13 protein-coding genes are annotated in these 14,227 nt (G+C 60.6%); 2 read left to right on the top strand and 11 right to left on the bottom strand.

The window, feature by feature from the left end:
* Nucleotides 1-95: 95 nt before the first annotated feature.
* The 4 genes from FHT87_RS02090 to FHT87_RS02075 all read right to left on the bottom strand — a co-directional run bounded on the left by FHT87_RS02090 (nucleotide 96) and on the right by FHT87_RS02075 (nucleotide 3,844).
* Complete coding sequence (locus FHT87_RS02090) at nucleotides 96-1,421, bottom strand: HAMP domain-containing sensor histidine kinase (RefSeq protein WP_183799075.1); 1,326 nt, start codon at nucleotides 1,419-1,421, stop codon at nucleotides 96-98.
* Nucleotides 1,418-2,158 (bottom strand): response regulator, encoded by a 741-nt coding sequence (locus FHT87_RS02085; protein WP_183799073.1) that lies wholly within the window; start codon nucleotides 2,156-2,158, stop codon nucleotides 1,418-1,420. Before FHT87_RS02085 ends, FHT87_RS02090 begins: the two co-directional genes overlap by 4 nt.
* Before the next feature lie 136 nt (nucleotides 2,159-2,294).
* The gene (locus tag FHT87_RS02080; RefSeq protein WP_183799070.1) at nucleotides 2,295-3,338 is read right to left on the bottom strand and encodes an alpha/beta hydrolase; all 1,044 of its coding nucleotides are present in this window, start codon (nucleotides 3,336-3,338) and stop codon (nucleotides 2,295-2,297) included.
* Between the two features lie 137 nt (nucleotides 3,339-3,475).
* The gene (locus tag FHT87_RS02075) at nucleotides 3,476-3,844 is read right to left on the bottom strand and encodes a DUF488 family protein (protein ID WP_183733134.1); all 369 of its coding nucleotides are present in this window, start codon (nucleotides 3,842-3,844) and stop codon (nucleotides 3,476-3,478) included.
* Nucleotides 3,845-4,076: 232 nt separating this feature from the next.
* Here FHT87_RS02075 and FHT87_RS02070 point away from each other — a divergent pair, with 232 nt between their 5' ends.
* Nucleotides 4,077-5,852 carry a cytochrome c biogenesis protein DipZ gene (locus FHT87_RS02070; protein ID WP_183800976.1) on the top strand — a complete coding sequence of 592 codons (1,776 nt, stop codon included), beginning with the start codon at nucleotides 4,077-4,079 and terminating at the stop codon, nucleotides 5,850-5,852.
* Nucleotides 5,853-5,894: 42 nt separating this feature from the next.
* On the top strand, nucleotides 5,895-6,653 hold the full coding sequence (locus FHT87_RS02065) for an alpha/beta hydrolase (protein ID WP_183799067.1): 759 nt from the start codon (nucleotides 5,895-5,897) through the stop codon (nucleotides 6,651-6,653).
* A 22-nt stretch (nucleotides 6,654-6,675) separates the two neighbouring features.
* Here FHT87_RS02065 and dhaL (FHT87_RS02060) read toward each other — a convergent pair whose 3' ends face one another.
* The 7 genes from dhaL (FHT87_RS02060) to FHT87_RS02030 form a co-directional block, all read right to left on the bottom strand.
* On the bottom strand, nucleotides 6,676-7,332 hold the full coding sequence (gene dhaL / locus FHT87_RS02060; RefSeq protein ID WP_183799063.1) for a dihydroxyacetone kinase subunit DhaL: 657 nt from the start codon (nucleotides 7,330-7,332) through the stop codon (nucleotides 6,676-6,678).
* A gap of 53 nt (nucleotides 7,333-7,385) precedes the next feature.
* Nucleotides 7,386-9,476: a bifunctional sugar-binding transcriptional regulator/dihydroxyacetone kinase subunit DhaK gene (locus tag FHT87_RS02055; protein WP_183799061.1), complete on the bottom strand. Its 2,091-nt coding sequence runs from the start codon at nucleotides 9,474-9,476 to the stop codon at nucleotides 7,386-7,388.
* Nucleotides 9,477-9,627: 151 nt separating this feature from the next.
* A complete protein-coding gene (gene dhaL / locus FHT87_RS02050) occupies nucleotides 9,628-10,275 on the bottom strand; it encodes a dihydroxyacetone kinase subunit DhaL (RefSeq protein WP_183799058.1) in 648 nt (215 codons plus the stop codon).
* A 15-nt stretch (nucleotides 10,276-10,290) separates the two neighbouring features.
* The gene (locus FHT87_RS02045) at nucleotides 10,291-11,286 is read right to left on the bottom strand and encodes a dihydroxyacetone kinase subunit DhaK (protein WP_183799056.1); all 996 of its coding nucleotides are present in this window, start codon (nucleotides 11,284-11,286) and stop codon (nucleotides 10,291-10,293) included.
* Nucleotides 11,287-11,308: 22 nt separating this feature from the next.
* Nucleotides 11,309-12,079: an SDR family oxidoreductase gene (locus FHT87_RS02040; RefSeq protein WP_183733150.1), complete on the bottom strand. Its 771-nt coding sequence runs from the start codon at nucleotides 12,077-12,079 to the stop codon at nucleotides 11,309-11,311.
* A gap of 60 nt (nucleotides 12,080-12,139) precedes the next feature.
* Nucleotides 12,140-13,126: a substrate-binding domain-containing protein gene (locus FHT87_RS02035; RefSeq protein ID WP_183733153.1), complete on the bottom strand. Its 987-nt coding sequence runs from the start codon at nucleotides 13,124-13,126 to the stop codon at nucleotides 12,140-12,142.
* A gap of 94 nt (nucleotides 13,127-13,220) precedes the next feature.
* Nucleotides 13,221-14,225, bottom strand: coding sequence for an ABC transporter permease (locus FHT87_RS02030; RefSeq protein ID WP_183733156.1), 1,005 nt, complete (start codon nucleotides 14,223-14,225; stop codon nucleotides 13,221-13,223).
* Nucleotides 14,226-14,227 lie beyond the last annotated feature (2 nt).

Raw genomic sequence — 14,227 nt, 5'->3', positions numbered from 1 at the left:
TGACGTATCCCGTATGTTTCTCAAATCGGCCGAAATGTATCAAAGCGTAGCACCGGCCGATCCAGACATTTTCATATACAAATCAGTGAAAAAGCTCAGTTGGCGCGGATGATGATTTCGGCCGCCAGCCCGCCACCTTCGCGATTATAGAGCCGCACCGATCCGCCGATCGCTGTGGCCAGCTGCTGAGCGATGGCAAGGCCGAGCCCGGTGCCGCCGGTCTCGCGGTTGCGCGACTGCTCCAGCCGGAAGAACGGCTGCATGGCGGCTTCGAGCATGGCATCCGGAATGCCCGGGCCACGATCCATCACCGTGATGGCGATAGCCCCCTCGTCTTTCCGCTCGACACCGATTTCGGCGGCACCGGCAAATTTCAGAGCATTGTCGATGAAGTTCGTCAGAATGCGTCGAAGCGCATGGGGTTTTGTCGATGCGACACCCTGCACGAGGCCTATAACGGCGACGGCTTTATCCATGTCCTGATAATCATAGGCGATGCTGTCGATGAAGGATGACAGGTCGATGCGCGAAAACTTCTCGCCATTGCCATGGGCGCTGCGGGCATAGGCAATCCCGTCCTGCACCAGCCGCTCGATCTCGCCGAGATCACGCACCAGCTTGTCCTTCTCGGGGGAATCGTCGGCCATATCGGCGCGCAGGCGCATGCGGGTGATCGGCGTCTGCAGGTCATGGGAAATAGCCGCCAGGATCTGCACGCGCTCCTCGAGATAATGCGCAATTCGTTCCCGCATGGCGTTGAAGGCGCGCGCCGCATGCGCAACCTCGCTCGGGCCGTGCTCGCTGAGCGGCGGCCCTTTCTTGTTGGGATCGAGCGCATCGGCCGCGGCAGCTAGCGCGCCGAGCGGACGGATCGCCTGACGGACGGCAAACCATGTGCAAAGCACGAGCAGCACCATCTGTATGGCGAGTACATAGGGCAGCCATGCCGCAATCGGCATGGGAGGTCGCGGCGTGATGTCGATCGTCAGGGGGCTTCCGTCGCTCAGCGTCAAATGCGCCTGCAACCGGCTGATATCGCCGGGAATGGATTCCATTCGGATCGGATAGGCGCCGCCGATCGCTTCTTCGATCCTGCTGCCGATTTCCCTGCCCTTGCTGGAATTGTCGGGCACGCCGGGAAGACCTGGTCCGAGTACGAAGCGATAATTGCCACGGCTCAAGCGGTCGAGCAAGCCGGCTCGCTGGTCTGCCGGCAGACGGTCGAGAACAGCAATCGAGGTCGCGACGTCACTTTCCAGCGTACCAAGCATGACGGCCTTGGCGGACATGGAGCGCTCGACGAAGAGTACGGTGAATGACAGGCCATAGGCAATAGCCAGACCCAATAGCAGGATGAGGAAAAGCCGAGCCCTGAGGGTGTTCGGCCAAAAACCGGAACGAAGGGCAGCACCCACGCTCATGACCTGGCCTCTTCAATCTCGACCGGAACGGAAAAGACGTAACCTTCGCTGCGCACCGTCTTGATATAGGTCGGCTCGCGGGCATCATCCCCCAACCGCTGGCGCACGCGGCTGACCAAAAGGTCTATCGAGCGGTCGAAGAGTTCCGCATCACGGCCCTGCGTCAGGTTCAGAAGCTGGTCGCGGTTGAGCACCCGCTGCGGATGGTCGATGAACACGCGCAGCAGGCGGTATTCCGCTCCACTGAGCGCAATTTCGGTTCCCTCCTTATCGAGGAGGTGCCTGCCGACCGTATCGAGGCGCCAGTCGCCGAAGCGCAGCCACTGCCCGGCCTCGGATATCTGCAGGTTCGGCGGCAGGGCACGAGCGCGGCGCAAGACGGCCTTGATGCGCGCCAGAAGTTCGCGGGCGGCAAAGGGTTTCGGCAGATAGTCGTCGGCGCCCATTTCGAGCCCGATAATACGGTCCATCTCGTCGCTGCGGGCCGTCAGCATCAGGATCGGTGTCGCCTTGTGTTTTCCGGCGCGCAGCTCACGGCAGAGTACAAGCCCGTCATCGCCGGGCATCATGACATCGAGCACGATGAGGTCGACCGTATTGGCCTCGAGAAAGCTGCGCATCTGGCGGCCATCGGCAGCAACACTCGTGCGGAGACCGTTCTTCGTCAGATAGCTCGAAACCAGCTCTCGGATTTCACGATCGTCATCGACGATCAGGATATGGTCGACATGCTCCATCTCTAGACTTTCGGATCCTCTATCGGTCGGTGCAAAGCAGGCCCGCTGCTCCCGGGAACAGACTCGCTGTCCCCTTTTTGACTCTGAATTGGCTGCCGCGAAACAGGAATTCTGTTCGCGGCAGCGACAGCAGGTTTCAGAAGCGATCAACATCCAGGATGGCCTGGGCGAAAGCCTGCGGTGCCTCCTGCGGCAGATTGTGCCCAATGCCGCCGGTGATGGTGCGGTGTTCGTATTTTCCGGTGAACTTTTTGGCATAGGCCGAGGGCTCCGGATGCGGGGCGCCATTGGCATCGCCTTCCATGGTGATGGTCGGCACGGTGATGACTGGGAAGGCGGCGAGCTTCTTTTCCAGCGCATCGTACTTCTTTTCGCCCTTGGCAAGGTCAAGCCGCCAGCGGTAGTTGTGGATGGTAATGGCCACGTGGTCGGGGTTTTCAAAAGCCTTGGCCGAGCGCTCGAAGGTCACATCGTCGAAATTCCATTGCGGTGAGGCGAGCTTCCAGATCAACTTGGCGAAATCGTGCCGGTTGGCTTCATAGCCGGCGCGGCCGCGCTCGGTGGCGAAATAGAACTGATACCACCAGGACAGCTCGGCCTGCGGCGGAAGGGGCTTCTTGTTGGCTTCCTGGCTACCGATCAGATAGCCGCTGACGGAGACCAGGCCCTTGCAGCGTTCCGGCCAGACAGCCGCCATGATATCTGCAGTGCGACCGCCCCAATCGTAGCCGCCGATAACGGCGCGCTCGATGTCAAGAGCGTCCATGAGGTCGATCATATCGGTCGCGATGGCGGCCTGCTGGCCGTTGCGAGGGGTCTTTGCAGAGAGAAACTCGGTCGTGCCATAGCCGCGTAGATACGGGATGATGACGCGATATCCGGCATCGGCAAGGATAGGTGCGACATCGACAAAGCTGTAGATGTCGTAGGGCCAGCCATGCAGCAGAAGCACAACCGGGCCGTCTGCCGGACCGGTTTCAGCGTAGCCAACGTTGAGCACGCCAGCCTTGACCTGCTTCAGCGCCTGAAACGAAGTATGTGTCCCAGCCTTAACAGTCGGCGCGGCAGCCTGCATCGACTGGGCACCGGCGGCGCTGGTCAGGCCGAATTCGGCCGCTGCCATCGTCATGGCAGCAACACCGAGGAAATGACGGCGCTGAAGGTTGATTTTGTTGGACATTGGCTCTCTCTGTTTTCAAGTTGATGACAGGAAAAAACAGCCGGCATGTATCCCCGATATTTCGGGCATCCGGTTCTAATGCATGCGGATGTAGCATCCGGCCTGTTGGATACGTTCTGATACAATTCTCCGCCGCCTCACTCGGACTGGCGGTGCATAAGGAAATCACGAAGCACGACGGCATTGTTGTGCTCGTCATCGTGAGCGGCATAGAGCAGCGTAACGGGGCCTTTCTTCGCGAAATCGGCCACGAGCTTCACTTCCTCTTCCTTGTCCTGAAGCTCCTCCGTGTAGCGCCTGCGGAACTCCTCCCAGCGATCCGGTTCATGATTGAACCAGTGGCGGAGCTCTGTGCTTGGGGCCACATCCTTCAGCCAGGCATCGAGTGCAGCGCGCTCCTTGCTGAGGCCGCGCGGCCAGATGCGATCGACCAGCAATCGGGCGCCATCCGTAGCAGCCTTGGCCGTATAAGCGCGCTTCAGCTTTATGGCTTCCGCTTTGACCATCTTGACATCCTCCGTGCTGGGCCGACCGTCTCTGCCGGCAATATCCCGGCGATATGGGGCAGGTATGGAGAGAAGATAGCGCAGCCGTGATCCGCGCGCTTCCTACACTTCGGTACATATTGCCACCGAACCGGACACATCCGAGATACATCGCCTCGACCAGATTAGCCCCGTTGCTGGTCGAGCCGCATCGCCGTCCAGAGCCCGTAACCCGGTTTCAAAGGAAACGATGATGACGCTTCTTATCATTGCCTATCTCGGAGGGACGCTGACCATATTCAGCCCATGCATCCTCCCCATCCTTCCCTTTGTCTTTGCCCGTGCCGGACAGCCTTTCGTGCGCAGCACACTACCGATGCTGATCGGCATGGCCGCCACCTTCGCGCTTGTGGCGACACTTGCTGCCGTCGGCGGAAGCTGGGCGATCAATGCGAATGAATATGGCCGCCTTGCCGCACTGGCCCTGCTTGCCGTCTTCGGCGTCAGCCTGATTTCGCCGCGCATCGCTGCTTTCATCACTCAGCCGGTCGTCGATTTCGGCAACCGCCTGCTGAACGCGTCCGGCAAGACCGGTTCTGCCCCGACAGTGGCAAGCGCGCTCATTCTGGGCATCGCGACCGGTCTGCTCTGGGCACCCTGCGCCGGGCCTATCCTGGGCCTGGTCCTGACAGGGGCCGCCCTCCAGGGTGCCAATCTGCAGACGACCCTCCTGCTGATTGCCTATGCCGCAGGTGCCGCAACCTCGCTCGCGACGGCCCTTTCCGTCGGCGGAAAGATTTTTGCCGGCATGAAGAAGTCGCTTAGTGTCAGTGAGCGGATTCGCCAGGGGCTGGGAGCAGCCGTGCTTGCAGGCGTCGTCGTCATCGCACTCGGTCTCGACACCGGTCTGCTGTCGCAGCTTTCCTATGCCAGCACGGCGTCCTTCGAGCAGGCCGTGCTCGACAAACTCAACGTGAAGCCGACGGACGGCGTGCCGTCCGAGGTTGCAAGCAACGACAAGATGATCGGCCTTGCCGATGCCAAGACGCCTTTCCACAGCGACCTTCCGGTCGAAGGCTCTGCTCCGCCGCTCGATGGCGCCGTCGAATGGCTGAATTCGCAGCCCCTGACCATGGAACAGCTCCGCGGCAAGGTCGTGCTCGTCGATTTCTGGACCTATTCCTGCATCAACTGCATCCGCACCATCCCTTACGTCCGTGCCTGGGCTGAAAAGTACAAGGACCAGGGCCTGGTGGTGATCGGCGTGCATGCCCCGGAATTCGCCTTCGAGAAGAAGATCGATAATGTCAAAAAGGCCATTGGCGACTTCAAGATCGGCTATCCTGTCGCAATCGACAACGACTACAAGATCTGGCGTGCCTTCGATAACAGTTACTGGCCGGCCCACTACCTGATCGACGCCAAGGGCCAGATCCGCGAACATCACTTCGGCGAAGGCAACTACCGCCAGACCGAACAGGCGATCCAGAACCTGCTGCGCGAAGCCGGCAGTGAAATGGCCGAAGACGCGCCGGTAACACCGGATGCAAAGGGCGCCGAGGCGGATCCGGACCTGAAGCATATCGGCTCAGGCGAAACCTATATCGGCTATAAGCAGGCCACCAGCTTTGCCTCCAACGAGAGCATGCGCGCCGATGCCGCCAGAGACTATTCGGTCAAGCAGCTGGGCCTCAACCAGTGGGGTCTCGCGGGCAAATGGACCATCGGTGCCGAAGAGGCCACGCTCGATCAGGCGGGCGGCAGCATTGCCTATCGCTTCAGTGCTCGCGACCTGCACCTCGTCCTCGGTCCAGATGCTAACGGCAAGCCCGTGCACTTCCAGGTGACGATCGACGGCAAGGCGCCTGGTGCCGATCACGGAAGCGATATCGATGCCGATGGAAACGGCACGGTGACTTCGACGAAGCTCTACCAACTGGTGCGCCAGTCCGGCGACATCGAAGCCCGCAACTTCGAGATCCGCTTCTTCGATCCCGGTGTCCAGGCCTACGCCTTCACATTCGGCTGACACTCATTCTCACATTATACTTGAACAACAGGAGCAATAATCATGAAATACAAGTATTTTTCCACCATCGCCCTTGCCTTTGCCACCAGTGTCATCGCTTTTGCTGCCCAGGCGGCCGAGGTGAAAAACATCGTCATCGTACACGGTGCGCTCGCCGATGGCTCCGGTTGGCGCAAGGCAAGCGATATCCTCGAACGCCGTGGCTTCAACGTCACCATCGTCCAGGAGCCGATCACCTCGCTTGCCGATGATGTCGCCGCAACCAACCGGGTTCTTGACCTGCAGGATGGCCCGACTCTACTGGTCGGCCACAGCTACGGCGGCATGGTGATCACCGAAGCGGGCAACAGCGCGAATGTCGCGGGCCTGGTCTATGTCGCGGCCTTCCAACCGGACAAGGGTGAAAGCCTCATCAGCCTAGCAAGCTCAAAGCCGGCCGGCGGCATGAATATCCGCGAGACGAAGGACGGAAAATACCTCTATCTCGACCCTGCCGCCTTCGCGAACGACTTTGCCGCCGACCTGCCGAAAGACGAAGCGGCCTTCCTGGCAAAATCACAGGTTTTCGCGTCCAAGGAAGCCTTCTCGGCGAAAGCCGGCGATCCCGCCTGGAAGACAAAGAAGAGCTGGGCGATCGTCGCCACGGAAGACCGGTCGATCAATCCCGACCTCGAACGAGACATGGCGAAGCGGGCAGGAAGCGATGTCACCGAGATCAAGGCAAGCCATGCGGTCTTCGCCTCGCAGCCTGAAAAGGTCGCGGACGTAATCCAGAAAGCGGCTGAGGCAGCAGGCAAATAATCAAGTCGTTAGGGTCGGCGGATCATTCCGCCGGCTCATTTTCTGTGAACGTATCCCTCATCGCCTTTATGATGAAGACCGCCGATGCCGCACCCGGGTCGATGTGCCCGAGCGATCGCTCGCCAAGACGGGCGGCGCGACCGCGGGTAGCGACCATGGAGCGCGTCGAGCGTGCGCCGGCATCGGCGGCGTCGACAATCTCGGCCCACATGGCGGAAACGCTCGCCTGCCGGTCGCGCGCGGCGGCGGCCGCTTCGGTTGCCGGGATCCAGGCATCCAGCATCGTCTTGTCGCCACGCTGTCCCTTGCCGCGTTCCCTGATGCCTGACGTCATCGCCTCGACGATTGCCGCCTGGCCGGCAGCCGAGAGCGCTTCGTCCTGCTTCAGGGCCTGCGCCGCCTTGCGAAAGGCCGTGGCATAAAGTGGTCCGGTCGACGCACCGACGGCATCGAGAAAGGCGGAAGCGGCAACCGAAAGCACTTCGGACGGCAGCATCTGATCGAGATCGCGCTTTGTCAGTTCGCCATTCACCGCCTGGAAACCGAGTGCCATTGTAATGCCATGGTCGGCATCGCCGATCGCGCCATCCAGATCGGAGAGATGGTCCTTCTCAGCTGAAATCGCGACCGAGATCCGGTGAAACATCCTGCTGAGGCGGCGGGCCGCGTTTGCTGACATGCGTATCCTCCCAATTCATGCAGCCCAGCCCCTGGGGTGCTGTCTTCTCTTTTTCAGTCTACGACCCTGAGGAATGCCGTATCGCAAGGATGATGCAGCATATCCGTCAGTTCCCGATCGAGATGCAGCACCGATATGGATGCGCCGACCATGTCGAGCGATGTGCAATAATGCCCCACCCAATTCGCCTCGATCTCGATGCCCTTTGCGCTCAGCCGCTGTTCCACGCGCCTGAAGAGAATGTAGAGTTCCATCAGCGGCGTGCCGCCGAAGGAATTGACCAGCACGGCGACACGATCTCCCGACACGGCTTTCATCTCCGAGAAAATCCTGTCCATGACGACATCGACGACGGCATCGGCGCTCATCATCCTCTCGCGCATCACGCCGGGCTCGCCATGGATACCCATGCCGATCTCGATGTCATCAGGTCCGATCTCGAAATTATGGCGACGCGTCTGCGGCAGCGAACTGGGTTCAAGCGCGACACCCATGGTGAAGGTCCGTGCATTGGCCTTGCGGGTTACGGCTTCGCAGGCATCGAGCGACAGGCCACGGTCGCAGGCTGCGCCGGCGATCTTGAAGATGAAGAAATTGCCGGCAACGCCGCGACGACCATCCCGGTCTTCCAAGGGCGAGGAGGAGATATCGTCGGTCGTCACGACCGTGCGGACCTCGATATTGTCCTCCGCGGCCATCTCGGCGGCCATCTCAAAATTCATCACGTCGCCGGCGTAATTGCCATAGACGAAGAGTACCCCCGCTCCACCCGATGCCGCCTTGGCGCATTGCAGGATCGGCCCCGGCGGAGGCGAGGAGAAAATATTGCCGACCGCGACCGCATCGGCGAGCCCCCTGCCGACATAACCGAGAAAGGCGGGTTCATGCCCCGTACCACCCCCGACGACCAGACCGACTTTGCCGGCGCGCGGACCTGAACGGGCAACGAGCGCACGGTGGGAACTGTCGACCGGGCGAAGGTAGCTCGCATGTGCCTTGACGACGCCATCGAGCATTTCTTCCACGACATCGTCGGGGTTGTTCAGGAACTTCTTGATATGAGTGCGGAAGCCAGTCGACGGCGTGGTGATCTCGCTGTCTACTTTCGGACGCTGCGAGAGCTTCTGATCGACTTCCGTCACGCCATCGGCATTGAGAATGCCGCGGCCGGTCGCGGCATCGGTGATGAGCACGTTGACATAGCCGCCGCGGAGCGCGGCAAGAATGGACGGCACTTTGTCGAAGCCACCCGCAACGGCGATGCGCACTTTGATCTTCTTCAGCAGATCGAGAGAGATGCCGACTGTGCGGTCATCCAGTGGCCCTGCGACGGGGCGCCCATGGCCGTCGATGAAGCGGCCGGCCACCACGCCGGTCGCATCCTTGGCGAGATAGTCCTGCAACGATACGGAATCGAAAAAGCCGCTTGTGTGGATGGTGGAATTCGGCCGCATGGAGGCGATACCGAAGATCACCTTGTTCGCCCGTGAAAGCGCCTCGAACTGCCCGTCGATCAGTGGTTCACCCAGCAGTACGTCGCGAACCGCGGGGCTGGAGACGATGGCAGGTGCTGCAATATTGATGAGCTTGGCATCGACCGCATCGGCAAAGGCCGCGGCACAGAGTTCCGGCGTATAGGCGAAAGTCGCGCTCGTTCCGCCCGTCGCCTGCACGACGGTCATATCCTGAAGCCCCGGAATGGAGGCTTGCTCGCCGACCGCCATGATCGTGCGCCCCCAGACAACCGCTAGCGTGTCGCCGGATTTGAGGATCTTCTGCAGGGCCTGGGCGCCTGCAGAGCCGAGCCGCTCGATCAATGGACGGGTGTTGTCGTCGCTCGGCACGACAAGACAGTCGTGCAGGCCGAAATGCCGCTTCAGCTCCTGGGCGATGGTCAGTGAGCTTAACCGCGCGGGTTCGATGGAAATGTTGACGATGCCGCGGGCACGCGCATCGGCGAGGTAGCTGTTCACCGTCGCGCGCGAAATGCCCATCGTTTCAGCGATATCGCCCTGGGTCATGCCGTCTTCGTAGTAGAGCCAGCACGCCCATACATAGGGATCGTCCCCGTAGCGCAACGGAATGGGCTCGGCCGCGATATCAGCCGTACCATTCTTTCGTGCCGATGATGTCTTAGCGGTCATCCTGCCTGGTTTCCCTCATCCAAATCGACGGCGAAGATGAGCGTAAAAGCTGCAGTTTTCAACGTGCCCTCGCCTGATTGTTCCCGGCCGCCGCAGCGGCCGGGATGGTAATGCAAGGGAGGATCACGGGCTCTCACCAAAGCCCGGTCTGTCAGACGGGCTGCAGCCTTGTCTCTACGCCATCGGCCAGCGACTTCAGGATCAATGCGCAAGAGGTTGCGCCCGCATCAAGCACGCCGAGCGACCGTTCGCCAAGGCGGCTGGCGCGACCGATCTTGGCGACGAGATCGCGCGTACTGTCGCGTCCGGCTTCGGCGGCCGCAACGAGGGCCGCAAGCGCAGAGCCAAAGGATTTGCCGCTGCCGACCGCCGTATCGAATGCTGTGATTGCCGGCACGAGCGTATCGAGCAGTGTCTTGTCGCCGACCTTGGCCGAGCCGATCGCCTTGATACCGTCGAGGCCATTATGCAGCATGGTGCTGAAGGTCGCGGCGTCGATCGCATCAGACTTTTCAATGGTTTCGGCGAATTGGGTGAACATCACGCCATAGAGCGGCCCCATCGAACCCCCGATCTCCGTCATCAGGACCGTGCCGAGCGTGTCGAAGGCTTGCGCCAGCGACATGTCCGCCCCCTTGATGCGTTCGGCAGCCATGCCGAACCCCTTGGCCATGTTGACGCCGTGATCACCGTCGCCGATCTTGCCGTCGATTTCGCTCAGATAGGCGCGATTTTCGATGATCTTGTCGGCCAGCGAGAGAACGATATCGCCCGACCCGGCATTCTGAAATTGCTGCATTCCGCCTGCCTCCCTTCAGAGCATCGCCGGGCATTGGACGTCGACATCCAGAAGCCGTTTCAGTTCGTCGTCCAGTGCCATCACGGTCAGCGTTGCACCGACCATTTCCAACGATGTGAAATAATTGCCGATATAGACCTTGTGGATCTTCAGTCCGCGTCCAGTGATCTCGGATTCGATTGTGTCATGAAGAATATAGAGCTCGTTGAGCGGCGTGGCGCCAAGACCGGAGACGATGACGGCGACCTCAGTTCCGGCCGCAAGCTGATGGTCGTCGAGAACGATCTTCGCCATCTCTTCGGCGACTTCCTTGGCCGATTTCAGCGGTTCGACACGCACGCCGGGCTCGCCGTGATGGCCGATGCCGACCTCCATCGTATCCGGTTCGATGGCGAAATTCGGATGGCCAACGGAGGGCAGCGTGCAGGGGCTGAGGCCGACGCCGATCGAGCGGCAATTGTCGATCGCCTTCTGGGCGGTCGCGCGGACTTCCTCGAGGCTCGCGCCCTCGGCAGCCTTGGCTGAGCCACACTTCCACATGAAGATTTCGCCGGCAACGCCGCGGCGCTTTTCGCGCTCCTCGGGACCTGCCGAACATACGTCGTCATTGGCAACGACGGTGGCGATCTCGATGCCTTCCTTCGCCGCAAGCTTGATCGCCATTTTTACATTCATGTTATCGCCGGCGTAATTGCCGTAGAGGCAGACGATACCCTTGCCGCCATTGGCCGCGCGCGCCGCATCCAGAAAGCTTTTTGCGGTTGGCGAGGAAAAGAGTTCGCCGACAGCGACAGCATCCAGCATGTTGCGGCCGGTATAGCCGATGAAGGCGGGCTCATGACCCGAACCGCCGCCGGTGATGACACCGACCTTGCCGGAGACAGGCGCGTGACGGGCGGCGATGACACGGGGATTTTCCGAAGACAGCCTGACGATGTCGGCATGGGCCTTAACGAAGCCCTTGACGGTATCTTCGACGACTTCATCCGGATTGTTGATAAAACGCTGCATTATAACTCCTATCTACCGCGCGTCAGATAATGGTGTAGCCACCGTCGACCAGAAGGTCCGCGCCATTGATCATATCGGCGCCGTTGGAGGCGAGAAATACCGCCGCCGCAGCAATCTCCTCAGGGAACGCGAAGCGTCCGGACGGGATGCGCTGTTTCAGCGCCTCACCGCGCGGGCCATCCCATGCCTTCCTGCCGAGATCGGTCAGAACGACAGTTGGAGAGATCGTGTTGACGTTGATGCCGTGCTTTCCCCATTCGGCAGCAAGCGTCTTGGAAAGACCGATGACGCCGAACTTCGATGCACAATAGGCAACATGCTGATCGATGGCGACAGTGCCGGCCTGGGAAGCCATGTTGATGATCTTGCCGCCCCTGCCCGCCTTGATCATGGCGCGGCCGGCAGCCTGGGACACCAGGAACGTGCCCTTCAGGTTGATGGCGATGGTCTTGTCCCATGCATCGAGGCTGAGTTCTTCTGCAGGGGCGAGCATGACGACACCGGCGCTGTTGACGGCGATATCGATATGGCCGAACGCAGTCTCGACATCGGCAACCACTTTTTCGACGGACTGCGGATCGGACACGTCGCAGACGAAGGATTTCGCGCCATTGCCGAGTTCTTCAGCTTTGGCCCGTGCCACCGATTCATTGATGTCGATGACGGCAACGACGGCGCCTTTGGCAGCCATGGCGGATGCAATGGCGCTGCCGATACCGGATGCGCCGCCCGTGACCAGAGCGACCTTGCCGCTCAGCGAAAAGTTCAGGTCAACCTGTTTGGAGTCAGTCATGGCTCTGTTCTCGATCTGTCTGGGATATGGGGCGGGATCTTCATCCCGCCCCAGGGAGGATTATTTGCGCGTGGAGAGCAGCTTGTCGACGTTTTCAGCCGTCACCGGGGTCCACGGAACATTATAGGTCTTATCCTTGCCGTCGTTCCAAGGCATATCCTTGTAAGTGGTCCAGATATCGGATTCCGGCTTGTAGTTGCCTTTCTTGGCATTGAAGATCGCGAGATCCAAAGCACCTTGCGCCTGGGCGCGGGCATCCTGAAGGATCGAGGTCATCTCGCCGGCCTTGGCCGCACGCAGCGCATCGGTGACGCCGTCGATACCGGCAATGGCAAAGCTCTTGACGTCGAGGCCGGCGGCCTTGATCGCCTCGATGGCGCCAAGCGCCATTTCATCGTTCTGGCCGATAATGCCGTTGATCTGGTTCGGGTGAGCCGTCAGCCAGTTCTCCATCAGCGTCTGGGCCTCCGCGCGCGACCAGTTCGCTGTCTGGTCTTCGAGAACCTTCACATCTGGGCACTCGGCAAGCGCCTTCTTGTTGCCTTGCAGGCGCTGGATCTGCGCAGACTGGCCGACCGGACCTTCGATGATGACGACATTTCCCTTGCAACCGATCTTGTCCAGAACGCTCTTGGCTTCCAGATAGCCGGACACGGTATCGTCGGATCCGACATAGGAGGTCAGCTGGTCGGAATTGACGCGGGTGTTGGAGCCGATGACCGGAATGCCGGCATCGACCGCGGACTGAACGGCAGATGCACCAGCATCGACGTCGATCGGTGCGAAGATGATGGCATTATATTTCTGGGTGATCATGGTCTTGAACTGATCCTGCTGGACCAGTGCGTCATAGCGGCCATCGAAAACCGTCAGTTCGACTTCACCGCTCTTGACAGCCGGGTGATCCTGCAAGGCTGCTGTCCAGATCTGCATGAACTCCGCGTTCAAGCCGTAGGGGGCTGCGCCGATCTTGATCTTTTCCTGGGCTGCGGCCGACGTCGCCAGCAGCGCCGTTGCCGAAGCAAGCGCAATCAGAAGATTTTTCATTTTCAGTTTCCTCCACTTGGGTTTAGGCTGCCGGCATGGCTTGCCTGTCGGACGGGGCGAACGAGCCGCCTGCCCCGAATTTCTGCTGATGAGCTCAGGCTCCGAAATTTCGTTTCTGGTCGAGCATGACGGCGCCGACGATGAGGGCACCCTTCAGGACCTGCTGGTAGTAGGACTGGATACCCATCAGATCGAGACCGTTGTTCATGACGCCAATGATGAGGGCGCCGATCAACGTTCCCGTTACGCGGCCGACGCCTCCGGAAAGGCTCGTACCGCCGATGACGACTGCCGCGATCGCATCCAGTTCATACGCGACGCCAGCCTGCGGCAGACCCGAACCGGTGCGGGCGCTGAGCAGGATGCCTGCCAGCCCTGCCAGGCCGCCGGAGATGACATAGACGGTGAAGCGGATTCGGTCGGTGTTGATGCCTGAGGTCTTGGCCGCATGCGGATTGCCGCCGACGGCGTAGATATAGCGGCCGAACCGCGTACGGTTGAGGATCCACCAGGAGACCGCAAAGACGACCGCGAGCACGATGACCGGCGCGGGAATGCCGAACACATCACCAGTGCCGATCCAGCGGAAGGCGGGTGTAAGCGCGGGAACCGGACGGCCGCCGCCATAGATCAGCGTCATGCCGCGAGCAGCCGAGAGCATGCCGAGCGTGGCGACGAAGGCAGGTACCGAGAAGCGAGAGACGATCGCGCCGGAGATCGAGCCGCAGATGATGCCGACGAGCACGCCGACCAGCAGGCCGATGGCGACCGGATAGGGCGAACCGATGACACCGGCCGTTTCCGAAGTGGTGGCAAAACTGGCGCTGACGATGCCGGCGAGCGCCACGACCGAGCCGACCGAGAGGTCGATGCCACGTGTGAGAATCACGAAGGTCATGCCGATCGCCAGCACGCCGTTGATGGACGTCTGCAGCAGCACGTTGGAAATATTGCCGCCGGTCAGGAAGAACTCGTTCGAGAACGACAGGATAACGACCAGGAGCAGAAAAGCAAGAAAGATGCCGTATTCCTGCAAGATCAGACGCCGCTGCTCCGTCTTGAACCAACCGCCCACACTCTTGTTCTCACTCACTGACACTG

Origin of the sequence: Rhizobium sp. BK316, from assembly GCF_014193695.1 — a bacterium.
Classification (GTDB): domain Bacteria; phylum Pseudomonadota; class Alphaproteobacteria; order Rhizobiales; family Rhizobiaceae; genus Rhizobium.
Note: the sequence above shows the minus strand (reverse complement) of the source record. Positions and strands in the feature narration are given on the sequence as shown.

Bases quoted from the DNA above. Each gene is read 5' to 3' on its own strand.
- FHT87_RS02090 (WP_183799075.1), bottom strand. From the start codon at position 1,421: ATGAGCGTGGGTGCTGCCCTTCGTTCCGGTTTTTGGCCGAACACCCTC.
- FHT87_RS02085 (WP_183799073.1), bottom strand. From the start codon at position 2,158: ATGGAGCATGTCGACCATATCCTGATCGTCGATGACGATCGTGAAATC.
- FHT87_RS02080 (WP_183799070.1), bottom strand. From the start codon at position 3,338: ATGTCCAACAAAATCAACCTTCAGCGCCGTCATTTCCTCGGTGTTGCT.
- FHT87_RS02075 (WP_183733134.1), bottom strand. From the start codon at position 3,844: ATGGTCAAAGCGGAAGCCATAAAGCTGAAGCGCGCTTATACGGCCAAG.
- FHT87_RS02070 (WP_183800976.1), top strand. From the start codon at position 4,077: ATGACGCTTCTTATCATTGCCTATCTCGGAGGGACGCTGACCATATTC.
- FHT87_RS02065 (WP_183799067.1), top strand. From the start codon at position 5,895: ATGAAATACAAGTATTTTTCCACCATCGCCCTTGCCTTTGCCACCAGT.
- dhaL (WP_183799063.1), bottom strand. From the start codon at position 7,332: ATGTCAGCAAACGCGGCCCGCCGCCTCAGCAGGATGTTTCACCGGATC.
- FHT87_RS02055 (WP_183799061.1), bottom strand. From the start codon at position 9,476: ATGACCGCTAAGACATCATCGGCACGAAAGAATGGTACGGCTGATATC.
- dhaL (WP_183799058.1), bottom strand. From the start codon at position 10,275: ATGCAGCAATTTCAGAATGCCGGGTCGGGCGATATCGTTCTCTCGCTG.
- FHT87_RS02045 (WP_183799056.1), bottom strand. From the start codon at position 11,286: ATGCAGCGTTTTATCAACAATCCGGATGAAGTCGTCGAAGATACCGTC.
- FHT87_RS02040 (WP_183733150.1), bottom strand. From the start codon at position 12,079: ATGACTGACTCCAAACAGGTTGACCTGAACTTTTCGCTGAGCGGCAAG.
- FHT87_RS02035 (WP_183733153.1), bottom strand. From the start codon at position 13,126: ATGAAAAATCTTCTGATTGCGCTTGCTTCGGCAACGGCGCTGCTGGCG.